This window comes from Reinekea marinisedimentorum (assembly GCF_004341165.1).
Classification (GTDB): domain Bacteria; phylum Pseudomonadota; class Gammaproteobacteria; order Pseudomonadales; family Natronospirillaceae; genus Reinekea; species Reinekea marinisedimentorum.
On the sequence record NZ_SLZR01000001.1, the window covers coordinates 26,390 to 51,134 of the forward strand.

Annotated in this window: 22 protein-coding genes; 10 read left to right on the top strand and 12 right to left on the bottom strand. The window is 51.2% G+C overall.

Annotated elements, in window-relative coordinates:
* Window positions 1-31: 31 nt before the first annotated feature.
* The 5 genes from BCF53_RS00160 to BCF53_RS00180 form a co-directional block, all read right to left on the bottom strand.
* On the bottom strand, window positions 32-2,305 hold the full coding sequence (locus BCF53_RS00160; RefSeq protein WP_132698646.1) for a bifunctional diguanylate cyclase/phosphodiesterase: 2,274 nt from the start codon (window positions 2,303-2,305) through the stop codon (window positions 32-34).
* A gap of 132 nt (window positions 2,306-2,437) precedes the next feature.
* Entirely contained in the window at window positions 2,438-3,367 is a 930-nt protein-coding gene (locus BCF53_RS00165; RefSeq protein WP_165901762.1) for a sensor domain-containing diguanylate cyclase, read from the bottom strand.
* Between the two features lie 206 nt (window positions 3,368-3,573).
* The gene (locus BCF53_RS00170) at window positions 3,574-4,140 is read right to left on the bottom strand and encodes a 3'-5' exonuclease (protein WP_132698650.1); all 567 of its coding nucleotides are present in this window, start codon (window positions 4,138-4,140) and stop codon (window positions 3,574-3,576) included.
* A 1-nt stretch (window position 4,141) separates the two neighbouring features.
* Window positions 4,142-6,004, bottom strand: a complete 1,863-nt coding sequence (locus BCF53_RS00175; RefSeq protein ID WP_132698652.1) for a DUF294 nucleotidyltransferase-like domain-containing protein — start codon at window positions 6,002-6,004, stop codon at window positions 4,142-4,144.
* Window positions 6,005-6,100: 96 nt separating this feature from the next.
* Entirely contained in the window at window positions 6,101-7,684 is a 1,584-nt protein-coding gene (locus BCF53_RS00180) for a sensor domain-containing diguanylate cyclase (RefSeq protein WP_132698654.1), read from the bottom strand.
* Between the two features lie 180 nt (window positions 7,685-7,864).
* On the opposite strand from BCF53_RS00180, the gene BCF53_RS00185 reads away from it, so the two are divergent.
* Window positions 7,865-8,674 (top strand): ferritin-like domain-containing protein, encoded by an 810-nt coding sequence (locus tag BCF53_RS00185; RefSeq protein ID WP_132698656.1) that lies wholly within the window; start codon window positions 7,865-7,867, stop codon window positions 8,672-8,674.
* A 554-nt stretch (window positions 8,675-9,228) separates the two neighbouring features.
* Here the strand turns inward: BCF53_RS00185 and BCF53_RS00190 are convergent.
* Window positions 9,229-10,932 carry a sodium:solute symporter family protein gene (locus BCF53_RS00190; RefSeq protein WP_132698658.1) on the bottom strand — a complete coding sequence of 568 codons (1,704 nt, stop codon included), beginning with the start codon at window positions 10,930-10,932 and terminating at the stop codon, window positions 9,229-9,231.
* Window positions 10,933-10,942: 10 nt separating this feature from the next.
* Window positions 10,943-11,209, bottom strand: a complete 267-nt coding sequence (locus tag BCF53_RS00195) for a DUF4212 domain-containing protein (RefSeq protein WP_132698660.1) — start codon at window positions 11,207-11,209, stop codon at window positions 10,943-10,945.
* 223 nt (window positions 11,210-11,432) lie between these two features.
* Between BCF53_RS00195 and BCF53_RS00200 the strand changes: the two genes are divergently transcribed.
* Window positions 11,433-12,263, top strand: coding sequence for a mechanosensitive ion channel family protein (locus BCF53_RS00200; protein ID WP_132698662.1), 831 nt, complete (start codon window positions 11,433-11,435; stop codon window positions 12,261-12,263).
* A 72-nt stretch (window positions 12,264-12,335) separates the two neighbouring features.
* On the opposite strand, the gene BCF53_RS00205 is transcribed toward BCF53_RS00200, so the two are convergent.
* The gene (locus BCF53_RS00205; RefSeq protein ID WP_132698664.1) at window positions 12,336-12,530 is read right to left on the bottom strand and encodes a DUF5363 family protein; all 195 of its coding nucleotides are present in this window, start codon (window positions 12,528-12,530) and stop codon (window positions 12,336-12,338) included.
* Between the two features lie 207 nt (window positions 12,531-12,737).
* Between BCF53_RS00205 and BCF53_RS00210 the strand changes: the two genes are divergently transcribed.
* On the top strand, window positions 12,738-13,391 hold the full coding sequence (locus tag BCF53_RS00210; protein ID WP_132698666.1) for a LysE family translocator: 654 nt from the start codon (window positions 12,738-12,740) through the stop codon (window positions 13,389-13,391).
* Window positions 13,392-13,413: 22 nt separating this feature from the next.
* Complete coding sequence (locus BCF53_RS00215; RefSeq protein ID WP_132698668.1) at window positions 13,414-14,235, top strand: AraC family transcriptional regulator; 822 nt, start codon at window positions 13,414-13,416, stop codon at window positions 14,233-14,235.
* Here BCF53_RS00215 and BCF53_RS00220 read toward each other — a convergent pair.
* Together BCF53_RS00220 and BCF53_RS00225 are read right to left on the bottom strand one after the other, a co-directional pair.
* Window positions 14,232-15,005, bottom strand: coding sequence for an SDR family oxidoreductase (locus tag BCF53_RS00220; protein ID WP_132698670.1), 774 nt, complete (start codon window positions 15,003-15,005; stop codon window positions 14,232-14,234). The genes BCF53_RS00215 and BCF53_RS00220 overlap by 4 nt on opposite strands.
* A gap of 12 nt (window positions 15,006-15,017) precedes the next feature.
* Window positions 15,018-15,512 (bottom strand): GNAT family N-acetyltransferase, encoded by a 495-nt coding sequence (locus BCF53_RS00225; protein WP_207902604.1) that lies wholly within the window; start codon window positions 15,510-15,512, stop codon window positions 15,018-15,020.
* Window positions 15,513-15,626: 114 nt separating this feature from the next.
* On the opposite strand from BCF53_RS00225, the gene BCF53_RS00230 reads away from it, so the two are divergent.
* The 5 genes from BCF53_RS00230 to BCF53_RS00250 all read left to right on the top strand — a co-directional run bounded on the left by BCF53_RS00230 (window position 15,627) and on the right by BCF53_RS00250 (window position 21,972).
* Window positions 15,627-16,085: an SRPBCC family protein gene (locus tag BCF53_RS00230; RefSeq protein ID WP_132698674.1), complete on the top strand. Its 459-nt coding sequence runs from the start codon at window positions 15,627-15,629 to the stop codon at window positions 16,083-16,085.
* 376 nt (window positions 16,086-16,461) lie between these two features.
* Window positions 16,462-16,899, top strand: coding sequence for a MarR family winged helix-turn-helix transcriptional regulator (locus tag BCF53_RS00235; protein WP_132698676.1), 438 nt, complete (start codon window positions 16,462-16,464; stop codon window positions 16,897-16,899).
* A 124-nt stretch (window positions 16,900-17,023) separates the two neighbouring features.
* Window positions 17,024-18,688 carry an FAD-dependent oxidoreductase gene (locus tag BCF53_RS00240; RefSeq protein ID WP_132698678.1) on the top strand — a complete coding sequence of 555 codons (1,665 nt, stop codon included), beginning with the start codon at window positions 17,024-17,026 and terminating at the stop codon, window positions 18,686-18,688.
* A gap of 10 nt (window positions 18,689-18,698) precedes the next feature.
* Window positions 18,699-20,441 carry an FAD-dependent oxidoreductase gene (locus BCF53_RS00245; RefSeq protein WP_132698680.1) on the top strand — a complete coding sequence of 581 codons (1,743 nt, stop codon included), beginning with the start codon at window positions 18,699-18,701 and terminating at the stop codon, window positions 20,439-20,441.
* Window positions 20,442-20,643: 202 nt separating this feature from the next.
* The gene (locus tag BCF53_RS00250) at window positions 20,644-21,972 is read left to right on the top strand and encodes an MFS transporter (protein WP_132698682.1); all 1,329 of its coding nucleotides are present in this window, start codon (window positions 20,644-20,646) and stop codon (window positions 21,970-21,972) included.
* Window positions 21,973-22,386: 414 nt separating this feature from the next.
* On the opposite strand, the gene BCF53_RS00255 is transcribed toward BCF53_RS00250, so the two are convergent.
* Window positions 22,387-23,070, bottom strand: coding sequence for an LrgB family protein (locus BCF53_RS00255; protein ID WP_132698684.1), 684 nt, complete (start codon window positions 23,068-23,070; stop codon window positions 22,387-22,389).
* Window positions 23,067-23,453 carry a CidA/LrgA family protein gene (locus BCF53_RS00260; protein ID WP_132698685.1) on the bottom strand — a complete coding sequence of 129 codons (387 nt, stop codon included), beginning with the start codon at window positions 23,451-23,453 and terminating at the stop codon, window positions 23,067-23,069. The genes BCF53_RS00255 and BCF53_RS00260 overlap by 4 nt, the downstream gene beginning before the upstream one ends.
* Before the next feature lie 62 nt (window positions 23,454-23,515).
* Between BCF53_RS00260 and BCF53_RS00265 the strand changes: the two genes are divergently transcribed.
* On the top strand, window positions 23,516-24,544 hold the full coding sequence (locus tag BCF53_RS00265) for a 2-hydroxyacid dehydrogenase (protein WP_132698686.1): 1,029 nt from the start codon (window positions 23,516-23,518) through the stop codon (window positions 24,542-24,544).
* Window positions 24,545-24,745: the final 201 nt, after the last annotated feature.

The window sequence follows — 24,745 nt, forward strand, 5'->3', positions numbered from 1 at the left end:
GGCTGCGGTTTTTCGTTTCAGCACGTTAATATCAACTCTGCAACAACATCTGGAAAGGCTCGGCAATGGCCTTCTCAGCAAAGGGCAGCAGCTGCTCACAGGTAAGCGGTTTGGAGAAGTAGTAGCCCTGAAGAATGTCGCAGTCCAGGTTTAGCAGCAGCTTTTTCTGCTGCTCCGTTTCAACCCCTTCGGCAACAACGGTGATGCCTAAGTCTTTGGCGATGCTGAGAATGTTCCGCAGCATCGACAACGATTTGTCCTGCTCTTCAACCTCCGTCAGAAAGCTTTTGTCGATCTTCAATTCATCAATTGCTATGCCGTGCAACACACTGAGTGACGAGTAGCCGGTACCAAAATCATCCAACGAAACGCGAATACCGTAGCCGGTCAACGTTCGGCAAATGGTCTGCACCCGGTTAAAATCATCAATAAAGTTATTTTCTGTCAGTTCAATGGTAATCAGTGAATAGGGAAGCTGGTACCTATCGATCGCCGCCACCAGCCGTTCAACGAAACGGCTGTCACTGAACTGTTTAAGCGAGATATTCACCGACAGGTTGAGTTCCGCAAGACCGCGGCGATAGATTTCAGCAAAGCCTTTCAGCGCAATGTCCAGTAACACCTCACCCAGCGTGACCATCAGGCCACAACGTTCGGCAATGGCAATGAACCGGTCCGGCGGAACGGTGCCGAGCTGTTCATCCTGCCAGCGGGCCAACGCCTCTACACCATAAAGGTGGCCGCGCTTATCGATTTGCGGCTGATAAACACAGCTCAGCGATCGCGATACAATGGCTTCGCGCAGGCGCTGCTCCAACTGAACGGTGGCGTAGTGTTCGGAAAGCATGTCTTCGGTGAGCCAGGCAATGCTATTGCGATTGTTTTTGGCCGCGCGCAGGGCCACATCTGCGGCAGCGATCAGGTCGCTGAAGTCTTTACCGTGCTGCGGATAACAGCAAATGCCGATGCTGGCCGTCATATGCACATGGTTTTTAGACTGCAGGTATGGCCGCGCCAGCTTGGTTTTGATGCGTTCGGCCAGGCCCTTCACCGCCTTCTCATTTTTGCGCAACGCAATAAAGATGAAGCCATCACCGGATTCACGAATCAGCAGCTCATTGCCCAGTAAAAAGGATTTCAACCGCGTACTGACTTCAATAAGAATGCGGTCTCCAAAGGCCATGCCAAAGGCATCGTTCACGGTTTTGAAATCATCGATGTTGATACTGATAAAATAAGCGCGGTCTTGCTTTTCCAGCCATTCGCTGAAGTTATTCCGAATAAAGATACGGTTCGGCACCTGGGTCAGGTAATCGTGTTCTGCCTGGTAAGAAAGCGCCAGCTGTTTTTTGTTCTCGCTTTCACTGATCGAGCGTACCAGCAGGCCAAACAGCATCAAGAACCCGAGCAGAATAAACAGCGGCAAAGCCAGCTGTTTCAGATAGGCCGCCATGATCGAATTACGGGGCATGCCGGCAACAATCCAGCTGTTGAGCAACTCACTGTAAGAGACCGCCACTTGAATATCTCGGCCATTACGCGTCAGCTTTTTAAAGTAGATGTCATCCCGGCCCTTCAGCCCCGGTGAATTGCCACTCGCGCTAATGGCGGTAAGGTATTCAGCGGCAACCGGTTGGTTATATTGCTGCAGATCACCGGAAACATATTGGTAAAAGCCATCGGCACGGATCACTTCCAAAAAGCCTTGCTGATCATCGGCAGTCATTTCCTGATACAACGGCATATAGTTGACATTCACGCCGGTGGTCATTATAGCCTGCGGCTGAGCACTGCTGCCTACCGGCAACACCGCACGCTGCACCGGTATCACAATAATCGGCTGATCATCCTGATAACTGAAGTGGCTGGCGCCAAGCGAAAAAGGCTGCTGCCGATCCCGTTTGAAGGTTTCATAGCGAACCGGGTCTTCACTGATTCTGGAATGCTTCGGATAATCAAACCCGGAGCTGATCACCAGCGGGTCTCCGTCATAGCTGATCAGGCCAATCGCCTTCATGCTCGGGTTTACCGCCACCACATGGTCGAACAGTGATGAGGTTTCCACCTCGTCCGGCAGGCTATCGGTCGCGATAAAATTGGCCGCCAACAGATCGAGAATGACCAAATGGTAGGAAACAAAAGATTCCATAGTGACTTGCAGAAGCTCGGTCTGTGCAGCCTGCCGGCCGAGCGTATGATGAACATGGGCACGCCAGAGCTTGGCGGCATAGGCACCATAGAGCATCACGCCCAACAGCGTGAGCGCCCAGAAAACAGTCCAAATATTTTTCTTAAAACCTAACAATGAGAAAACCTGAAGGCTTTCGGACTCATCTCGCGATAGCTCATTTAACCTGTTGAAAATCCTTCGCTAAATTAGATAAAAAAAACAGCCTGTGCAACGCTTGCTGTACAGGCTGCTTATGGGCTTGTGGCTCTATTGAAACAGATCATCCTCGGCGGTTTCAATCAATTGGTGAATCGTTCTGGGGTGCTCGGCTGTAAAGGCTGCCACACCCGCGGAAAACACAACGGGAAACTCCGGCGAATGCTTGGCACAGAAGTGTTCAACCTCTGACTGCAGTTTGCCGATCACACTGTAGGCTGCGTCGACACCGGTTTCATGGAGCAGTACAACAAATTTATCGGCCACCAGCCGGCCAACTAAATCGGAATTTCGGAAAAACTGTTTCAACAGCTGGCCAAAGGCCTTCAGCATCGCCTCTTGTTTTGCCGCAAAGTTGCTCACTCCGGCAACATCAACCGGGGCCACCTGCATAATCACCAGCGTGGCCTCGGTTTGGTAACGCATGGTCACTGAAAGGCTGTGTTCGGCGATCAGGTAAAAACCTTTCCGGCTGCTGATGCCGGTCAGTTCATCCATGGTGGATTCCTGAGCTTCGGCGATTTCTTTTTCAACGATGCGGGCAATGTCTTCCAGCATGGCTAAATCTTCATCGCGGAACACGCGCGTGGTTCGGTCAACAATGCTCAGCGTACCAACCACATCGCCACTGACTGAACGCAACGGCACACCAACATAAAAGCGCACGTTCTCAGCACCGGTGACCAGATCGGTCTCTTTCAGGCGCGCGTCTTTTTCGGCATTGGTGATCACGATCGGCTTTTTGAACTTAACAATCTCGGCCAAAACCGGAATGGAACTGCTGACTTCACTCAGCTCCAGACCGAATCGGGATTTAAACCAATGGCGATTTTCATCCACCAGGCTGATAAAGGCGACGGGCACATCAAACATACGCCTGGCCATTCGGGTAAGGCGATCAAATCGTTCTTCCGCTTCGGTATCCAGAAGGTTCAGATTCCGAACGGACTCCAGGCTGGAGGCTGGGGCGGTCGTTTCCATATGCATGGTTCTAACTCTACTTTTTATCGGTGACGATTGATTAACTTTCAGGCTTCCTTATTAACAGGGTAGTCATCATCCGAACGAAACGCACACAATTCAAAAGCTTCGTTAATTTCGGAAAAAATGCCGGTAATCCAGAGTCAATTCGAGGGCATTTAGTAACAAATAAAAATAACAAAAATCTGGTTTTTCTAAATCAAGAATCAATTAATCTTATTTTGTGCCAACCACAACTCTGCCGTGCCAATGGCATCGCTGAGAGCATGATGCTGACGGTACTGCGGCAGGCCATAGCGTTTTCTGCAACTGCCCAGATTGAGCTGGGCATAGCTTTCCAGATGCGTTCGGTCATGTTTCTGCAATTCAAAAACAACGGTGTCGCAGACCCTCACCCTGGGCAGTTTGATGCCAAAGCGCCGGGCATTTATTTTTAGAAAAGGCATGTCCACCTGAGCGTAATGAAACACCCAGGCATCGGCTAGCAGACGGCCGCTTAAATCTGCAAGCCAGTGCTGCAACGGCTCGCCTTCGCGTTCACGTTGCTGATCGGTAATCATGTGAATGTGTGCCGTCGGTGCAACGTCTTCTGCCATGATGGAGGTTGGCGAAAAGTAGTGATGCTCGGCGCTGCCCAACTGAATGCGTCCTTCGCTAATCATCACCGTTCCGGCGCTGATGATGGCATCCTCTTCGGCATCCAGCCCGGTCATTTCCATATCAATGACCAGGTAGCGCGTCTGCTCAAACGGCCGGTTTTTATTGGCAAACAAGCTAAACACCGGCGCCCCGCAAATAGTGCTGCGCCAGGGCTTTCTGCGCACGCGCTATCACCTGAAAGGCATTCTTCAACTGCGCCCTTCGCAGTGGCGATAAATCATCGGGGTTAAGAAAATTACTCACCGGCTCACCGGCTTTCAGTTGCCGGGCCTGGTACTCCAGCTTCAAGTCGTTGAGTTGCAGCCAAGCCTCTTTCAGGCTTTCGCGCAGTGGCTTTTGCAGCAGCTGATCACCGGAACTCTCCAGCCGGCCGATGGTTTGCGGCCCGGTATGGCCTTCGGCAAGCGCCAGGATTCGCGCCATATCGTTCACCAGCGCAATGCCCTGCTGTTTAATATCAAGCTCATGCTCGTGCTCACCATGATCATTAACGATAAAGGCGCGGAAGATTCCCAGCGGTGGCCGGGTACGCAATGCGTTGCGCGTCAATTGCATAAAGAAGATATCCGCCTCGATCAGTTCATGGGCAAGGTCCGCCTGCAGTTGTTCCAGCCATTCCGGCGGCCCGTAAACGGCCCGCAGATCAAAAAAAATGGTGGCGTGCAGCAGCGCCTCCGGCTTGGGAGACTGAACCCACTGGCTGAACAACTGCAGCCATTGCTGCCCGGTTTTCCGCCACTGCGGGTTAGAGGCCATGATATTGCCCGGACACAACGGGTAACCGATCTGATCAAGCAGGTGACAGACGTTGCGGGTCAGCGCAGCAAAGTAGGCGTCCTCTTCGCGGTTCGGCTCACGCTCCAGCAACAGACCGCTGTCCTGATCGGATGAAAAAGACTGATCTTTACGTGCCTGCGATCCAAACGCCAGCCATGTGAATCGCATCGGCGGCTCGCCCTGTTCGATAACCGCCAGTTGAATGGCCCGGCGCACAAAGGCATCTGCGATCACCGCCAGCGACTCACCGATATCCAGGGGTGAAACATCGGCCTGAATCCAGTAATCAAACAGGCCGGGCATTTCGGCGTGCAGCTTCGCCAGTGCTTCGGCTGTTTGTTCACGAAAGATCCGGTCGACGAAATGGATAATGCTGACGCTGTGTGCCCGCACAATATCGGTCGCGGTGATCACCCCGATCGGCACATTGTTTTCCAGCACTGGCAGATGATGTATGCCATCGTTGCTCATCTGCAATTGGGCCTCAATAATTGAAGCGCTCGATGCGATGGTTAAGGCGTTCATGGTGGCGATTTCGGTGACGGGCAGGTTGACATCCAGCGCCCGGGCGACCACTCGGTTACGCAAATCCCGGTCGGTAACGATGCCGGTCAGTGTTTTACCTTCCATCAGCAGCAAACAGCTGACTTTGTTTTCCTTCATGATCTCCGCAGCTTCACGAATGCTGCTTTGTTTATCGCAATAGATCAGTCGGTTCTGAATCAGGCTTTTTACCGGGCGGGTATGCTGCACACTGAGCGTTTGCCGCGCAGAGGCATCATCAAAGCTGTTGGCACGGTAGCCCGCCAGCTTGGTAAAAAAGTTTCGGATGTTTTTATGTTGCTCGAGTAACTGCAGAAACTGCGGCCCCGCCATGCGGTACACCAGAGAGTCTTCAATGGCATGAACCTGCAGATGCTCGGGGTTGGCGTGCAGCAGTGAAGAAACGCCGAAGCATTCACCCTCAGCGAGCCGGTCGACCAGCGTCTGATTTTCATCGGTAATTTCAAAGGCACCGGTGCGAATCAGGTAAACACTGCCATCGATGGCCACGGGTCGCTGCCGGTGTTTGGGGATGTAATCAATTTGCAGATCACGCGCCAACAGCAGCTTCGCCTGATCATCAAGCGAGGAAAACGGAATGACACTGCTAATAAAATCAATGACATCTTTGAGGTCGTCGCTAGTGGCCTGGCCCATACCCACCCCGCTGCTTTTATTGTTTACAGCAGTATGGCGACTGACCGGCAAAGCGCCATTAGCCCTTAGGCTAACGCCACTGACGGGAGCGGGCCATCAGGCCCTGCGGAAGTTGCCGGTGCCGCGGCTTTTCGCTTGATACATCGCGGCATCTGCTGCCGTGATCAGCGTATCGATATCCTCACCGTTTTCCGGATAGGTGCTGATGCCGATACTGGCACCCACGCTGGCTTCAACCTTCGCGCCATCGCTGTTCAGTGTGAACGGCTTGCTGACTGACGAGATCACCTTCTTCGCCACCGTATAAACCGATTCCAGATTTTTCATTTCCGGAATCAGCAACACAAATTCGTCACCACCAAAGCGGGCGACGGTATCCGGCTTACGCAGAATGCGGCGCATTCTTCGCGACAATTCCAGCAATAGCGCATCACCGGCTTCATGGCCCAGCTCATCGTTCACCTGCTTAAATTTATCCAGATCGATAAAGAGTACAGCAAAACCGCGCTGCATACGCTGAGACTGAGCCAGCACCTGGGAGGCCCGCTCGTAGAAAAGATGGCGATTGGCCAGGCCCGTCAGCGGGTCTCGGGTGGCCTGCTCTTTCAGCTGCTGCTCGGCCAGCATTCGCTGGCAGTTTGCCTTGGCGTTATTCCATGAATACACCGCCAGCACCACCAGCAGGATCAGCCCGCCGGAGATGTAGGAAGCCAAAATCCACGGATGAATCACCGGCGCAGCAATAAAAGAAGCCGCAAACCAGTAATTGCTCAATACAGCGGCCCCGGCCGGCGCCGGTATATCATCCGCACCGCTGCTGGCGCAGACCACCGGGCAAAACCTCTGGAAGGTAAAGAGCCCTTCATCTGCGATAAACTGGCCCGAGTCGGCACTGTTGAACTGCTGCCATGCCAGTGGGAACTGGTTCTTGAAGTTAACGTCCTGCTTATCAGCAAACATAAAGCCCCACTCATCCGCCTTATTAAGCCCAAGCAGGTAGTAGCTTTGGTGGTCGAGCAGCAGGGTCTGCGCGCTTTCATTGGCATCAGAGTCTGCCAGCTGGCCCAGTATATGGTCCCCCGAGTAATTGATGACCACCACGCCAGAGTTGATGCCATTGCTATCGACAATCGGCGCTGAGATGCGCAAAGTGGGCTTGAAGGGCCGCTCGATAACACCCTGTTCAATATTCAAGTCCAAGCGTGAAAGGTAAACACCGCCATCCGGTAAGCCAATTGTTTCCTGAAAATAGTAGCGGTCTGCTTTGTTCTGAAGGTATTCATCGGAAATAACCATGATCAGGCTTTGCTGACGGTCGACACGAACCCGCTCCTGACCAGTGACATCAAGAAACCGAATCTGGTTGTATTGGCCGTTCACCAGCAAAACATTAAAAAAATCTGTCACTACCTGCCTGCCGCTGGCAGTATCACCCTCAATAAAGCGGTGTAAGAATTGATTCCTTGCCAGCATCTTCAGGTTATTTACCGCATGCTGAACTTCATGATTAAGAATCTCCTTCTTCTGATCAATATTCTGGTGCTCTGTCAGTTTTATTAAATCCAGACGGCCACGGCTGTCGAGCGAGTACACCACGGACAGAGTAGCCACCACCAGCACAGCCAGAGGCAAAAAAGAACGCATAAACAGCCGCGTGATCTTGTCACAATATCGAGTCATAAAAAGCCAAACCAGATCTATAAAGCAATGGAATAAGCACAGATGCTTCCGGCAACCGTCCTTAACTACAACCTAGATGATATTACATAAAGCGCACGCCTGAGCGCTGCTTTTTGCGTGAAAGTGCCAGAAAGACCGGCTTGGGTTAAAATCGCGATACATTTTACCGGCTGCCCGAACATGAATAATCTTTACGACCAGGCTAAGCACTGCTTTTTAACCGCCGACCCGGCTGAAAAGGTTGCCGCCACCTACGAGGCCTGCAGCCTGTGGGACGGCAACAAACTGGAATGGCAGGACGGTGCCGCCCCCCTGTTGCTGAACGAGCCGGGCCGTCTGGATAAGCCTGAAGTGGTGATGCCGCGCGATTTAGGCAAACGCAAAATGACCAAAGAGGAAGGCCGGGCATCGCTGATTCATTCACTCGCCCACATCGAGCTGACCGCGGTCAACCTCGCGTGGGATTCCGTCTACCGCTACCGCGACATGCCACTGGAGTACTATCAGGACTGGGTGCAGTGCGCCAAAGAAGAAGCCAGCCATTTCATCCTGTTGCGCGACCGACTGCGCGAGATGGGCTACGACTACGGCAGCTTCCCGGTACATAACGAGCTGTGGAAAATGGCGGTAAGCACTGCCGATGATCTGATGGACCGCATGGGCATTGTGCACCGGGCCTTCGAGGCACGGGCACTCGACGTCATCCCCGGCACCCTGAAACGCTTTGAAAGCATGAACGATACCGCCATGACCAAAGCGCTGACCATCATCTGCAACGAAGAGGTCGGTCATGTCAGCTCCGGCACCCGCTGGTTCCGCTACCGCTGCGAACAGCAACAGCTCGACCCCGACACCACCTTCTTCAGCCTGCTGGAAAAGTACATGAAAAAGCCACCGTCCGGCCCGTTTAACAATGAGGCCCGACGGAAATGTGGCTTTACTGAGGCGGAGCTTGCGTATTTGGAGCGGAATGATGGGCGGAAGACGTGAGAGGCTAGATGCTAGATGCTAGATGCTAGATGCTAGATGCTAGATGCTAGATGCTAGATGCTAGATGCTAGATGCTAGATGCTAGATGCTAGATGCTAGATGCTAGATGCTAGATGCTAGATGCTAAAGGCTAGCATCTCGTATCTCGCATCTCATACCTCAAATCTAGCAACATCCCGAATCAGAGCTACCAGCCGGGACTTTCTGCGCAGGTGCCGAGGGGTGTCTGAGCGAAGCGAGTTCCCGAACACCTAAGCAGGAAGTACCGGTTGGTGGCGCGTGGCGTGGATTGTGAGACGTTAGATGTAAGACGTTAGATGTTAGATGTTAGATGTTAGATGTTAGATGTTAGATGTTAGATGTTAGATGTGAGACGTGAGATGCTAGATGCTAGATGCTAGATGCTAGATGCTAGATGCTAGATGCTAGATGCTAGTATCTCGTATCTCGCATCTCGTATCTCGTATCTCGTATCTCATATCTAGAAACTAACCGCCCCAAACAAAAGCCCCGCACGACCTGGCGAGGCTTTTCACTTGAGCTACAACTGAACGCTAGTGAGCAGAGGCTTCACCGGCACCCTTCGGATAGCGAATGCTCTCCACCACATCCTGCACATCATCCGGTGCATCGCCGGTCACCTTATGCACCGCAAAGGCCACGACAAAGTTCAGAATCATCCCCAGCGTACCAATGCCTTCCGGTGAAATACCCAGGAACCAATTATCCGGAATGTTCGCCGCCGGATTAATGAACTTGAAGTAGATGATATACGCCGCGGTAAAGGTAATACCCACAATCATGCCGCTGAGCGCGCCTTCTTTGTTCATACGCTTATGGAAAATACCCAGGATAATGGCCGGGAAGAAGCTCGACGCCGCCAAGCCGAACGCAAAGGCCACTACCTGGGCAACAAAACCGGGTGGATTAATCCCCAAATAGCCCGCAACCACCACCGCAACCGCTGCGCTCATGCGGGCAAAGAGCAGCTCCTGTTTATCCGTGATATTGGGCATCAGGTTTCGTTTCAATAAATCGTGCGAGACCGAGGTCGAGATCACCAGCAGCAAGCCCGCCGCTGTGGATAACGCCGCCGCCAAGCCACCGGCCGCCACCAGCGCAATTACCCAGTTTGGCAGCTGAGCAATTTCAGGGTTGGCCAATACCATGATGTCGCGGTCGATCTTCATCTCGTTACGCTCATCGGCTGCGTAGAACATACGGCCGTCACCGTTTTTGTCTTCCCAGCTAATCAGCCCCGTGGTTTCCCAGCTCTTAATCCAGCTTGGCGCTTCCGAATAAAGCGCACCGGCACTGTCTTCACCATTGATGGTGTTGATCATATTCACCCGGGCAAACACCGCCACAGCTGGCGCAGTGGTATACAGAATGGCGATAAAGATCAACGCCCAGCCGGCTGAACGGCGTGCGCCGGCCACGCTTGGCACAGTGAAGAAACGCACGATGACATGCGGCAGGCCCGCGGTGCCGACCATCAATGCCGCAGTGATAAAGAACACATCAATCATCGGCTTAGTGCCTTCGGTATATTGCGCAAAACCGAGCTCGGTCGAGAGTCCATCGAGCTTATCGAGCAAGTAACCTTCCCCGCCCGAAACCTGCCCACCAAATCCGATTTGAGGAATTGGGTTGCCGGTCATTAACAGCGAAATAAAGATGGCAGGCACCATGAACGCGAAGATTAATACGCAATACTGTGCAACCTGGGTATAGGTAATGCCCTTCATGCCGCCGAGAACCGCATAGAAGAACACGATCACCATACCGATAATAACCCCGGTATTGACCGGCACTTCCAAAAAGCGCGAGAACACCACACCCACGCCGCGCATCTGCCCAGCCACATAGGTGAACGAAACAAAGATAGCGCACACCACCGCAATGGTTCGGGCGGTCTGGCTGTAGTAACGGTCACCAATGAAGTCGGGCACGGTAAACTTACCGAACTTGCGCAGGTAAGGCGCCAGGCACAATGCCAGCAGTACATAGCCACCGGTCCAGCCCATCAGGTAAACCGAACCGTCGTAACCGGCAAAGGAAATAATACCGGCCATGGAAATCCACGACGCCGCCGACATCCAGTCTGCAGCCGTTGCCATGCCGTTGGCCACCGGCGGAATGCCGCCACCGGCCACGTAAAATTCAGACGTAGAGCCAGCCCGGGCCCAGATAGCAATGCCAATATAGAGCGCAAAACTGGCACCAACAAGCAGGTAAGTGAGTAATTGAATATCCATGGGTCAGCCCTCAATCTTCATGTACGTTGTATTTGCGGTCGAGTGCGTTCATTTTGCGAACGTACACAAAGATCAGCACGATGAAGGTGTAGATTGACCCCTGCTGAGCGAACCAGAAGCCCAGTTTGAATCCGAACAGACGAATTTCGTTTAACGCATCCACCAGCAGAATTCCGGCGCCATAAGAAACCGCGAACCAGACCGCTAACAGCGTCAGCATTATTCGCAGATTTTCTTTCCAGTATTGTTTGGCGTGTTCTTTTGTTTCAAAGCTCATCGCATTCCCCTCCGGTTTTGTTTTAGTTAGATGGAGATAAGCCTTTTAAAAACTAACACCGGTTCCGGCATTCAGCTTTTCGACTTTGGTCGCGAATAGACTAAAGGCTAACGCCCTGACCAGCTGGGGCAAAATCAGCGCATACAGAATACTTATCCCGCTTCTATGCTAGGCTGACCAGCGATAGATGCTTTTCTAAACCAGAAAAAACAGGGAGTTCACCATGAATGAATACATTGAAAAACTGGATGTAAACCAGTATTTGCCGGGCGTAATTGCCTGGGGCACAAATATATTACTGGCAATAATGATCCTGATCTTTGGCCTTTGGCTGGCAGGTAAGGCCTACAAAGCAGTAGTTAAGATTGGCAAGAAATACCAAAAGCTCGATGACACGCTATTCAGATTTTTAGGCAGCATGGCCCGCTACACCATTCTGGCTTTTGTCGGCATCGCCATTCTTAATCGCTTTGGTGTACAGACGGCATCAATCGTTGCGCTATTAGGTGCCACCGGTTTAGCGATTGGCCTGGCCCTGCAGGGTGCCATGTCAAATCTGGCTGCTGGTGTGATGCTGTTAATATTCCGCCCTTATAAGGTCGATGATTTTATCGAGTCAGCCGGCCGCTTCGGCAAGGTGACTGAAATAGATATGTTCACAACCATTCTGCAAACATTCGATAATCAACAGATCATTATTCCAAACAGCCAGATTTGGGGAGCTCAAATTATTAACCATTCACACTACCCGGTTCGGGGTGTGGATATGACCTACGGCGTTTCTTACGATACCGATATCGATAAAGCCAGAAAGGTGATCGATAAAGTGCTGGCCGAGCACCCTCACATTCTGAAAGACCCGGCACCCTGGGTTGAGGTTTCTACCCTGAACAACAGTTCGGTCGACTTTGCTATCCGCCCGTTCTGCAAAGGCGAACACTACTTTAACGTGCTGTATTCCGTGCCCGAGCTGATTAAAAAGGCTTTTGATGAAGCCGGTATTGAAATTCCTTTCCCTCACAGAAAGGTGATCGTTGTAAACGAAAACGACTAGCAATTTTTTTTCAGAGCGCACAGAGACCTGTGCGCTCCTGCGATTGATCGCAGAATAGGTCTTACAGACCCATTAACCCTTTTCGGTTACCGGGCTTTCTTCACCGGAAGCGTCTTTAGCCAGTGCATCTGAACAGGGTGTTTTTTCTTCCTTTTCAGGGTCGAAACGAACCACCGGAACGCAACAGCGTTTTTCATCGGTTTTAATACCCATCGATTCACACCAATTGTCGTAGCGGTTAACCAGAGATTTAATTTTTTGAAGCATAGCGCCTCCTGTTTTTTATTTTTAGGCCGAGCTTAACTGGAACAACAGAGAGTAACTCTTTCGCCCTGATAACTCTATCGCCCTTATGGTGCTACAAGCTAACGACAGAATTCTTTCAACACATTATTACTAACCGCAATTTCATTCAATACAAGGTTAATTGAACTGAATATCCTGCCCGAAACCAGATAACGCAGGCGCATTTCAGTGGGTACACATCTCCTCGGCTTATTCCTTACCGTTGCATTCGCGCATTTTTTAGCATTGCTCAGCCCAGGGCCGGATTTTATCCTGGTTGTAAAAACCGCGTTGAACGCCCGTCGAATAGACGCAATAGCGATAGCCGCCGGCATCGCAAGCGCCAATGCTATTTATATTTCAACTTGTCTCATTGGCGTCGGAGCACTCATTGCTGCGAACAGCCAACTCATGTCGCTACTCAGTTTGGCTGGCGGTGCTTTTCTTATATACCTGGCCGTTCATGCTCTTTCCGCCCGAAAACAAAACTATGCCATCGCTGATACAGCCTCGCTACCGACCAGCGATAGGCTTAAAAGCAGCTTAACGGGAAAGTTCTTTACTGGATTTGTATCTGGCATACTGAACCCGAAGAATCTGTTTTTTTACCTCAGCCTGTTCACACTTGTATTAACCAATGATGTTAACTTGCTTTTCAAAGTAGTTCTGGGTATCTGGATGACTGCTGCTGTTTTCCTTTGGGATGCCGCGCTGGCATTCTTTCTTTCAGCACAACCGATGCAGCGCCGGTTTATTCGCATTGCTTACTTCATCGATAAAATGAGCGGTGTGTTATTAGGTGCGATTGGCCTTACTATTGTTAAATCTGCGCTATTGAACTGAACCAAAGATACGTTACTTTTCTATGAATCCTAACACCGTTGAACTTCGAAATAGCCCGGCCATTCCTGGCATTGAGTTGCGCAAAGCACTTCACTCGGCGGCCTGCTACGGCGAGCACACGCACGATGAGTTTTCACTTGGCGCTATTGATTCAGGAAGTTCAGTGTATAAGGTTGGCAATCAACGTTATTCGGCTTATGCCGGTACCGTCGTGCTGATCAGCCCCAATACATTGCATAGTTGTAATCCGGACAATGACACCTGGTCTTATCGAATGCTTTATGCAAATGCTGAACTGATAAAGAATATTCAACAGGAAATTTTGGCGACCGAGCTATCACAGGCTTTGCCCTTTGATAAGCCCTATGTGAATCATCCATCCTGCTTTCAACTTTTTAGCAACCTGTTCGATTCCCTTATCCACAAGGAAGATACGCTACAAGCTGAAAGCTACCTTTTGGAATTTATCCAGAAAACGCTGCCCAAAAACCTCACTATCACACCTGCAGAACCCGACCGGCAAAGCCTTGCGCTTGTCAGGCGCATCATACTCAAGTCACCCGAGCTCAATCACAGCCTGGAAAATTTAGCCGCCGAATGTGGGCTAAGCCGTTACCATTTGCTGCGCAGTTTCAAAGATACCTATGGACAAACACCGCACGCGTTTCAACTGGATACGCGGATAAAAATAGCGAAAGAAAAGCTAAAACAAGGCCATTCACTTTCAGAAATTGCCAACAACCTGGGCTTTGCTGATCAAGCCCACTTTCAGCGTCAGTTTAAAAAACTCACAGCGATGACACCCAAGCTGTATCAAAAATTTCTCACCGACCCTTCTGATTAAATTGCATCATAAACATCAGCATAGCTAAACGCATAGTTCAGTCGCTTTTTCACCTTTTCATTGCTGACAATTTTACCGCCCTGCCCGGCAAGTTCTGAAAACTCCGGCGCTGGCCGGCCCAGTTTTTCTGCCGCCGCGCTGTAGAACTCACGTTTGCTAGGGTGGGTATCGGCGCAGCCATTGAGTACTTCGCCCCAGCAATTCTGTTGAATGATCTGATCAATAATTCCAAGGCAATCCTGCTGATGAATCAGGTTCACCGGTGCATCCGGATTTTGCACCACCTTACCGTTGCGGAAGAAACGGCCGGGGTGTCGACCGTCGCCAATCAAACCGGAAAAACGTAACAGCGTTGCTGAGCAGCCTGGAACATCTGCCAATATTTTTTCAATGTCTAACAACGGGCTTTGTGATTGCAACTCTATATCGGCCTCGCTCACCACCTGCGGCACATTCTGATAGACCGATGTAGAGCTGACGAACAGCACATGCTTTACCGGCGAGGCTTCAATCGCAGCGGCCAACTGTTTAAAACCGTCGATATTCTTGGAGGTAATGTTGATGATCAGAATACTGGCATTAAGAAACGACTGTAGGTTGCTGCTCAATGCATCGATATCGATAAGAAATGGTTTAGCCCCGCTCTCATCCAGCTCAGGAATACGATCGGCCGTGCGGGTTGAAAGGTTAACCTGAAAACCCTGCTTCAAAAAATGTTGTGCCAGCGGCATGCCCAGCCAGCCACTGCCCAGAATGCTTATGGTTGTCATATCACCTCTCACTTAATTCACCTGGAATCGTAAAAAATCCATCTCAGTACTGCGGTAACGCTCAAAGCTTTTAACCAACTCACCCGCGGTAACGGCTGCTATGACCTTTGGCCAGAATTGCTGTGCCGGGGTGTTTTCCGGCAGCATACGCACCAGCCAGTCACCGGGGTGTTTTTCCACTGCCAGCTTGAATGCCTGCCTGCCTATACCCCGGCCTTTGCAGGCTTTGAGGACAAAAAACTGCCCCATATCGTAGCGGTTGTCTTCATAGGGGTATTTTCTCACCAGACAAAAACCCGCCAGTCGCTTATCCGCGTATATCAGATAGGGGTAATGCTCCGGCAGGCTCCAGTATTCACGAACATCGTTCAGCGCTTCATCATAAAGGTAGGTGCCTTCCGGGGTGGGCTGCAGGCCGATGAACTCGGACATGTCGTATATATAGTACTGAAACAGGTTTTCGATCAGCCGGCTGTTATTAGCCCGGATCAGCTGAACATTCATCATTGGCCCCATCTATGCTATTCAATAACCGAGTTTACAACTAATAGCCGACTGCTATCACGCTTTCTACACCGTAATCTACAGTGATATTTCCGGCCGAAACATTCGGAGAGCGCAATGTCTATCCCCTTCACTGTTGAACGATCCATCACCATTAAAGCCCCGGCAAAAGAGGTTTACTGCTACATAGCAGACTTCAAAAACTGGCCAAGCTGGTCTCCATGGCTGACGCAGGAGCCCGACTGCCCGGTGGAGATTACCGGTACGCCGGAGGCGATTGGTCACACCCAGTCGTGGGATGGCAAGAAGATCGGCTCTGGCCATATTGAACTGACCGATCTGATCAAAAGCCAGCAACTGGTCTACGATCTGCATTTCCTGAAGCCTTGGAAAAGCCATTCCACGGCCGGTTTTAAATTTCAGGAGACTCATGGCACAACTGAGGTTACCTGGTACATGCAAGGCACTTTGCCGTCTATGATGTTCCTGATGAAGAAGAAGGTTTCAGATATGGTCGGCGCTGATTATGAAAAAGGCCTGGCCATGCTGAAGCAGACGATAGAGAGCAATAGCTGAATTTCTGCTTCAGTACTTATAAGCCATTCTCATTCCCCTTTACGGGAAAAAACGTCAATAAACAGACCTAAATCATCATCCGTGCAATGCCCGTTTGCACAGATGAAACGGCCAAACCTATAATGCTTTCCAGGAGCAATTTTGGCCGTTTTGCGCGCATAAATCCCTTCCAGCAATAATGCCTACAGCCCCGATGATTACTGACTTACAGAGCGATACTGGTCGGCTGCTTCAGTGAACGCCATAACAACAAAAACACCAGGCGTTTTAAGCTCGCTGCCAAATGAGAATGATTCAGCGCAGATAACTGAATCCTACCCCATTGAATCAACCGAGGTCTTATAGTTTCCTACAGAAACTGTAATTAACAACAACAATGAATTACGAATACACATTAGATTGCCCGCACTACTTAACCGGTGTTATTCACAAACATCTGAGAGAAGGGCTGGAAAAAAACTTAAAGAACGAAGGCTTTTATTTATCCCATCAACAGATACATCTTTTGCTTTATCTGTTTGAGGAAGATGGCATCAGCCAAAAGCGGCTGTCTGAACTGACCCGGATGAATAAGATTTCAATCGTTAAGGCGTTAAACCTGCTGGAAGCCAACAATCTTGCTTTCAGGGTTCAGAACGATGTTGATCAGCGAAATAAGAATATTTTTCTGACAGCAGAAGGCAAAAAATTAAAGGTGCCGGTGCGCCGAATAATAAATCAGCACCGAGCAGCGGTCTTCAGCGGCATAACAGAGGAAGAAGCCGATATTTATAAAACTGTGTTGCGAAAAATGCTGAAGAACATGACGACCTGAATTTTTTTGCCCAATTAGTTTCCCTAGGAAACTAATTAAGAATTAGAGCTGAAAACAATAATAAAACGGCAGCCGCTTCACTAATGGCTGCTCAGTTTAAAGAACTCGATCAAAGGAGAAGTTTATGCCCGTAAGAAAAATAAAAACGGAAGACTGCATAGGTTGCGGAACCTGTGTTGAGTCTTGCCCTATGGATGTATTCCGGCTGGATACATCCGCCGAGCAGCCAGAGGTCTCTCCGTGTAGTCAGGACTGCCCGCTTGGGTTGAACCAGCGCGAATACCACTACCTCATTAAGCTGAACCAGGTGAACGATGCAGCGGTAGCCCTTCAGGCCAACCACCCGATGCCCGCGATCACCGGCCGTGTTTGCCCGCACCCATGCGAAAGTGCATGCAGCCGTGCGCAGGTAGACAGCGCCATTAACATCAACGGCATTGAACAGTACTTAGGTGACATCGTTCTGAACAATGCTCAGGTTGAAAACATGGCCAAAGGCGACAAGGTTGCCGTCATCGGTTCCGGCCCTGCCGGGTTAAGCGCTGCGTTTAATCTGACCCGGAAAGGCTATCAGGTCACCGTCTTCGAAAAAGAACAGAAGCCCGGTGGTCTGCTGCAGTACTCGATCCCTGCGTTCCGTTTAGCAGACGAAGTAATCGATCAGCAAATTGCCTTCTACAAAAAGATGGGTATTGAATTCAAAACCGGTGTTGCCGTTGGTAAAGACATCAGCAAGGCAGAACTGGAAGCCGAAGGCTTTAAGGCCTTTGTTGCCGCAACCGGCGCAGCCAAACCAATGCTGCTCAATGTTCCGGGTGCCGATGCTGAAGGCATCAACACCGCGATCAAATTCCTCAAAGATGCCCGCACCGGCGAAGCGACCCGCGTTGATGAGCGTGTGGCGGTAATTGGTGGTGGCAGCGTAGCACTGGATGCCGCCCGCACCGCGATTCGCTTGGGTGCGAAAGAAGTCCATGTGGTTTGTTTAGAGCGCATCGAGCCTGGCCACAAAGACAACATGCTGGCCCTGGCTGAAGAAATCAACGAAGCCAAAGAAGAAGGTGTGATCTTCCACACCCAGCGCAGCGTCAAGGCGTTCAACGACGACAATGGCAAGCTGTACGGCATCTCCCTTGTGGAATGCGAAAGCGTGCGTAATGCCGACCTAAGCTTTAACCCTTGCATCGGTGCCGATGTGGTTGAAGAGCTGGAAGTCACCAGCGCCATTATGGCCATTGGCCAGACTGCCGACGCCGAAATTGTACCGGCCGAAGTTGCCACCAATGAACGTGGCTATATCAATGCCGACCAAAAAACCCTGCAGGTGGATGCCAGCCTATTCGCCGCTGGCGATGGCGTGACCGGCCCAAGCACCGTGGTTGAAGCGCTGGCCTCCGGCAAGCGTGCAGCAGTGATGGTTGATCGCTTCCTGAAGGGTGAAGAACTTGCCCAACCGGAAGCCCAAGCGCCCGTTGCCAAGCCGGTTCCAAAAAACAATAACCTGTACATCGAAGAGCGACAAGAGCGCGGTTCAGTCGACAGTGCCATCCGCGTCAGCAACTTTGCCGAGACGATTCAGCCGTTCACCCGCGCACAGGCTCACCGCGAAGCGGAACGCTGCCTGACCTGCGGCAGCCGATCCAAGATCGCCTATGTCGATGACTGTCAGGTTTGCCGGCTTTGTGCGCACTTCTGCCCCGCAGACTGTATCGAAATTTCCGAAGGTGCCTATATGACCTCGTTGCATAACTTCGATGTTGTCACCCTTGGCAAAGATCTGAACAAATAGGAGACCGGTGATGACTGATAGCAAAAATTATAAAATTAACCTGATTGAAACCGATGTCTTCGTGATTGGTGGTGGCTTTGCTGGCTGTTTCGCAGCAGTCAAAGCAGCCGAAGCAGGTGCAAAAGTAACCATGGCCGTTAAAGGCCGGACGGGTCGCTCCGGTTTAACTCCCTGGGCAAACTCCTGGTTTGTTTACGATGAATACCACGGCAAGATCACGCGTGATGACTACCTAAAACAATTTAAGCTTTCCGGTGAATACCTGAACAACCTCGACTTCTCCAACCTCTTAATGGATGAAGCACGCGACCGTTTTGAAGAAGTTCGCGAGTGGGGTACCACCACGGCTCTGGATCACCCTGAAGAAGGTCGCCCTTATTACTACCAGCACGGAACAGTATCCCGTTCAATCGAGTACTGCGCTGCCGGCGACCCAATGCGCCGCAAATGCCTGTCGGTAGGTGTCGAGATGATTGAGCGCGTCATGATTGTCGAGCTGATCAAAGAGGACGACAAAGTTATCGGCGGTATGGGTTTCCATATGGAAACCGGAGAACCTTATGCAATTCTCGCCAAAGCAACAATCCTCTGCTCTGGGCCGTCTTCTTTAAAACCAGTGGGTATGGGCTACCCATGCTCTTCAACCACGGCCGATGGTGATGCCATGGCGATTCGTGTAGGTGCACAGATTTCCGGCAAGGAATTCAACGATGCCCACCCATCACGCCCATTCAGCTACCTGGATGAATCTGGCCTGCAGCGCGCTTCCGGCGATGCAACCAGTAAGAAAACCGTACTGGGCTTAGGCGGTGGTCCGCCAAGCCAGGACGGCCCAATGAACCCTGCCGAATTAAACGGCGGTCAAATGGGTCTGCGTATTGATACAGCAATCGGTATCAATATCGGTGGTCAGCCAATGGACCCTAAATACCTAAAAGGCCCAGGCGGCACAGACCATGTAACTAGTGGGTCCGGTACCGCTGACATGATGAAGATGGGTTACTCCACAACCGGCATGGGCAACCACAAAGGCGAAGGTGTATTCCCTCAGGACATCAACGGCCGCTCAAATATTGAAGGCTTGTGGGCAGCGGGCGATGCCATGTGCTCCATGCAGAATGGAGCTGGTTACGCTGGCTTCGGTTCATCTTCTTCAGGTTCTGCTGTACAGGGCGCACGGTCTGGCTGGGCAGCCGCTGATTATGTAAAAGATCAGCCCGCACCTAGCATTGACGCTGCAAAACTGGAAGAAATCAAAGATCGCATGCTGTTCCCTATGAACAATGAACAGGGCTTCAACCCGAACTGGGTCACCCGAATCATGCAGGGAATTATGTACCCGTACTACGTGATGTATACCAAAGAGCAAGATCGCCTGGAAATCGCTCTGAAGCAAATCAAGTATTTGCAGAAGAAGTTCTCCAACAACCTAAAAGTAGATAACCCTCACGAACTGCGTAACGCACACGAATGCCGCAACATGCTGCTCAACGCCGAAATGAAGTTAATTGCAGGCATGGAGCGTAAAGAAAGTCGTGGCACTCACTATCGTGAAGACTACCCATACCGTGACGATTCTAAGTATCTGGCATGGGTGAAGTTAACTCTAAACGAAGATGGCGATGTTCAGCCTGAACTGCATCCGATCCCTGAAAAATGGCACCCGGAACCATCTCTGAGCTATCGCGAAAAATACGCCTTCGTTTACCCAGGGGAAGACGAAGCACGAGAAAAAGCAGGAATTACAGACTAGAGCGCGGCAACCAGGGTCTGTTCGCAGGCCCTCTCGCCAAACACCATTTAAGGGGGGCAAGTAGCAATACTTGTTAAGGCAATAACAAAAATCAGTGAGCCTTATCAAGTGGAAATCAATGTGGCCGGAATAACTTATTAAAAGCATAAATTTTGGCTGCGCTCACAAATATATAAAGACAATAAATTGTTGAGAGGATTTTATGGAAGATAAACTGCAGAAGGGTTTTAAACCGCAGGCGATTGGCGTAATCGCTTATGTGTTCATCACTATGTACTTGCAATTAACCATTGCTGGCCCAGATAGTATGAACATCCTTATGCCCGCACTTATCGAAAAATTTGGCAAAAACCCGGGTGAAATCATGGGTGCCATTTCCGCTGTTCGTTTGGTTGGTGTTGTCGCTGGTATCATCGCTGGTGCGATCATCATGCGAACCGGATTCAAAAAACTGGGTGTACCTTCAGTAATTATTGCAGGTATCTCCGTTGGTATGATGGGTCGCGTTGATTCTTGGATGGGTATCATGGTCATCCAAACTATCCTGACCATTCTTACACCTGTTCTGATGTTCATTCAGGGCGGCCTGATTGCTAACTGGTTCGTACGTTACAAAGGTATCATCTTTGGTATCGTAACGATCTCTGCGCCACTCAGTACTGCTACCTTCACTCCAATCGGTATGCCTATCTTCATGGAAGTAGGTTTTGCAACTTTCTACACTGGCCTGGGTGCTATCATCGCATTCTTCGGTGTTATCGGTATTTGGGCAATGAAAGAACGCCCAGAAGACTATGGCTTCGATCCAGACGGTATTCCATTTACTGCTGAAGAAAAAGTTGAACTTGAAGCAATGCGCACGAAAGAAAACAACCACATAACTGCATGGCCTCTGAAGCGCCTGCTGGTATGTAAAGAGTTCTGGTATGTCGCAATTCCATGGAGCTTGATCGGCGGTATGATGATGGCGGGTATCATGAGCCAGGTGATTCCAATTCTGACCGGTTCCGGCGTCGAAATCGACAAAGCACTCACTCTGATGTCTGTTATGGCCATCGCGGGTATGCCATTGAGTTACTTCTGGGGTTGGATGGACGACAAGATTGGCACACCTAAAACCAATGCTGTGTTCTCACTGGCTTATGTACTTGGCTCTGCAGGTTTCGCATTTGGTGGTCCAGATTCCATGTGGATGGTTTACGGCGCTCTGTTCTGCATCTCCCTGGGTGTAGGTGGTATGCCTAACCTAATGCCTTCTCTGATGGCTTACGTATTTGGCCGTGACGAGTTCGTAAACATCAACCGTTGGGTTTATGCATTCCAGATGATTGCTATGAGCTTTGGTATGACTTACCTGGCCGTTATGAACGACATCACGGGTTCTTACAGCATGTCCTTCATTACCTTCATCCCACTGGCAGCAATCTGTGGCTTGATGTTCCTGGGTATTAAGAAAACCCACGATCCGGAACGCCAGCGTTTGGAAGCACACAAGTCTGCGGATGCCAAACTGGCTGAAGCGATTGGTTGAGACGTGGGACGTGAGATGTGGGACGTAAGACGTAAGACGTGAGACGTAAGACGTGAGACGTGAGACGTGAGACGTGAGACGTATCAGAGCTGCCAGCCGGGGCTTTCTGCGCAGGTGCAGAGGGGTGTCTGAGGCCGCAGGCCGAGTTCCCGAACACCGGAGTGGAAAGTACCGGTTGGTGGCGCGTAGCGTGAGGCATGAAGTGTAAGACGTAAGATGTGAGACGTATCAGAGCTGCCAGCCGGGGCTTTTGCGCAGGTGCCGAGGGGTGTCTGAGGTCGCAGGCCGAGTTCCCGAACACCGGAGTGGAAAGTACCGGTTGGTGGCGCGTAGCGTGAGACGTGAGTGGTCCGGCATCCCGGCGTGAGACATCATGATCGTAAAGCCCGCTAAATCAAGCGGGCTTTTTTTTGTTTAAAACAAAGCACTGATCAGCGGCACAACGACCGGGCAGACCAATGCGCTGAAGATGGCACTGAGCACCAGCGAAAGCGCGCTGTATGCCCCTTGAGTTGCACCCTCTTCAACAATCCGCGCGGTGCCTAAAGCATGGCAGGCGGTGCCCATGGCAATGCCCTGAGCTTTCGGGTCGGTAATCTTCATGGCTTTCAGCCAGGGCACGCCAATCACCGAGCCAACCAGGCCAGTCACAATAACCGCAATGGCGGTGATGGAAGGCTGGCCGTTCACCTGCTCGGAAATCAGCACCGCGATCGGTGTGGTCACCGACTTCGGCGACAGAGAAGCGGCAATTTCCGTACTCGCGCCCAACACCAGCGCAACGGCGGTGGTCGAAGCCACGGCGACAATAACCGAGACAAAAACCGTTAACAGTATTTGTGGCAGCTCACGCTTAATGCTGTGCAGTTGCTGGTAGAGCGGCACCCCGAGTGCAACCACGGCGGGCTTGAGAAGATCGGTGAGAATGCCGGAAAAACGGTTGTAGGCTTCGTACTCAATACCGGCAAACAACAACAGCGCGACCAGTGCCAGCAGCGTCACCAAAACCGGATTCAGCAACGGCGTATTGATGCGCTTTTGCAGTTGCTGCGCCAGCAGATAAAAACCAATGGTCAGCGGTAAATAAACAAGGCTCATCGGGCTTTTTCCTCTGCTCGCTTTTGTGACCACTGCACACCCCAGCCAATAACGGCCAGCAGCACCAGCGTGGCGACCACACAGGTTACAACGATGGCGGCCAGTGCACTCTGCAGAACATCCAGCTTTTCAACCAAGCCCACCCCAATAGGGACAAACAGCAGTGACATCCACTTCACAAACTGATTGGCGGTACGCTGAACCCATTCCAGCCGTATAAAACCCATTTGCAGGGCGATGGTCATCAGCACCATGCCGACAATGGAGCCGGGCATAAAATCTCCGGTGAGGTGACTGAGGAACTCACCAAGCCATAACAGGCCGACAATAATCAGAAAACCCAGAACCAATTCCAGAAGCGGTTTTTGTAACTTTTTAATCATAATTGCAGCGCATTTAGCCCCGAGATAAGATGCTTTGTAATTTTATTACAACAAGGTGACTTATGAAAATTTGTCTTTTCAGTGCCAAGCGATACGACCGTGACAGCTTCAGTAAAAGAAACACCAGCCGGCCCGGTGCTGCCGACCAGCCCATTGATATCGAATATTTTGAAACCCACCTGAACCCGAAAACCGCCAGCCTGGCGCAGGGCTTCGATGCGGTGTGCGCGTTCGTTAACGACGACCTGAGTGAGCCGACTCTGTCAGCGCTGAAAGAAGCCGGCATCAAGCTGGTGCTGATGCGCTGTGCCGGCTTCAACAACGTAGACATCGACGCCGCCATTAAACTCGGCATCAGCGTTTACCGCGTACCGGCTTACTCACCGGAGGCCGTTGCTGAACACGCCATTGCCCTGATGATGACCCTGAACCGCCGCATCCATAAAGCTTACCAGCGTACGCGTGATGCCAACTTCTCGCTCGAAGGATTAACCGGCGTTAACATTTTCGGCAAAACCGCCGGTGTCGTCGGTACCGGTAAAATCGGTTTGGCAACGCTGCGAATTCTGAAAGGCTTTGGCTGCAAACTGCTCGCCTTTGACCCTTACCCCAACGAAGCTGCAAAAGAGCTCGGCGTGGAATACGTCAGCCTTTCCCGGCTGTTCAAAGAGTCCCACATCATCAGTCTGCATTGTCCGCTGACCGCCGAAAACACCTATATGATCGGCCGCTCGGCATTCAGCCAGATGCAAAAAGGCACGCTGCTGATCAACACCAGCCGCGGCAAACTGGTCGACAGCACCGCCTGTATCGAAGCGCTGAAAGACGGCACGCTGGGTGGGCTGGCACTGGATGTTTACGAGCATGAGCAGGAGCTGTTCTTTGAAGATCTTTCTGCCGAAGTGATTAAAGACGATGTCTTCCGCCGCCTGTCGGCCTGCCACAACGTGATCTTCACCGGTCACCAGGCATTTTTAACCGAAGAAGCACTGCAGAACATCGCCGACACTACCCTCGGCAATGCGCTGGATTTTGCCCACGAGAAAGACAACGCCAACGAAATTACACCGGCCGTGTTCGACAACAGTTAAGCCGCAGGCGACGCGCCAAAAATGTGATCGCCTGCCGCTTATTTGTCACATTGGCCGATTACAGTTCGGCCTGATTCCAAGCAGATTGCGCCACCGCGGCACGGCGCAATCGGCCACCCCGACGCCGTGACCAACCATTGGTACTGATCAACACGCAGTAACGCAGACCAAGCCTTAAAGACAAACCGGTTCAACCACATC

Excerpts from the sequence above, each read along its gene's own strand:
- BCF53_RS00165 (WP_165901762.1), bottom strand. The coding sequence starts at position 3,367 with ATGGAAACGACCGCCCCAGCCTCCAGCCTGGAGTCCGTTCGGAATCTG.
- BCF53_RS00175 (WP_132698652.1), bottom strand. The coding sequence starts at position 6,004 with ATGGGCCAGGCCACTAGCGACGACCTCAAAGATGTCATTGATTTTATT.
- BCF53_RS00180 (WP_132698654.1), bottom strand. The coding sequence starts at position 7,684 with ATGACTCGATATTGTGACAAGATCACGCGGCTGTTTATGCGTTCTTTT.
- BCF53_RS00185 (WP_132698656.1), top strand. The coding sequence starts at position 7,865 with ATGAATAATCTTTACGACCAGGCTAAGCACTGCTTTTTAACCGCCGAC.
- BCF53_RS00190 (WP_132698658.1), bottom strand. The coding sequence starts at position 10,932 with ATGGATATTCAATTACTCACTTACCTGCTTGTTGGTGCCAGTTTTGCG.
- BCF53_RS00195 (WP_132698660.1), bottom strand. The coding sequence starts at position 11,209 with ATGAGCTTTGAAACAAAAGAACACGCCAAACAATACTGGAAAGAAAAT.
- BCF53_RS00200 (WP_132698662.1), top strand. The coding sequence starts at position 11,433 with ATGAATGAATACATTGAAAAACTGGATGTAAACCAGTATTTGCCGGGC.
- BCF53_RS00205 (WP_132698664.1), bottom strand. The coding sequence starts at position 12,530 with ATGCTTCAAAAAATTAAATCTCTGGTTAACCGCTACGACAATTGGTGT.
- BCF53_RS00215 (WP_132698668.1), top strand. The coding sequence starts at position 13,414 with ATGAATCCTAACACCGTTGAACTTCGAAATAGCCCGGCCATTCCTGGC.
- BCF53_RS00220 (WP_132698670.1), bottom strand. The coding sequence starts at position 15,005 with ATGACAACCATAAGCATTCTGGGCAGTGGCTGGCTGGGCATGCCGCTG.
- BCF53_RS00225 (WP_207902604.1), bottom strand. The coding sequence starts at position 15,512 with ATGATGAATGTTCAGCTGATCCGGGCTAATAACAGCCGGCTGATCGAA.
- BCF53_RS00230 (WP_132698674.1), top strand. The coding sequence starts at position 15,627 with ATGTCTATCCCCTTCACTGTTGAACGATCCATCACCATTAAAGCCCCG.
- BCF53_RS00235 (WP_132698676.1), top strand. The coding sequence starts at position 16,462 with ATGAATTACGAATACACATTAGATTGCCCGCACTACTTAACCGGTGTT.
- BCF53_RS00240 (WP_132698678.1), top strand. The coding sequence starts at position 17,024 with ATGCCCGTAAGAAAAATAAAAACGGAAGACTGCATAGGTTGCGGAACC.
- BCF53_RS00245 (WP_132698680.1), top strand. The coding sequence starts at position 18,699 with ATGACTGATAGCAAAAATTATAAAATTAACCTGATTGAAACCGATGTC.
- BCF53_RS00250 (WP_132698682.1), top strand. The coding sequence starts at position 20,644 with ATGGAAGATAAACTGCAGAAGGGTTTTAAACCGCAGGCGATTGGCGTA.
- BCF53_RS00255 (WP_132698684.1), bottom strand. The coding sequence starts at position 23,070 with ATGAGCCTTGTTTATTTACCGCTGACCATTGGTTTTTATCTGCTGGCG.
- BCF53_RS00260 (WP_132698685.1), bottom strand. The coding sequence starts at position 23,453 with ATGATTAAAAAGTTACAAAAACCGCTTCTGGAATTGGTTCTGGGTTTT.
- BCF53_RS00265 (WP_132698686.1), top strand. The coding sequence starts at position 23,516 with ATGAAAATTTGTCTTTTCAGTGCCAAGCGATACGACCGTGACAGCTTC.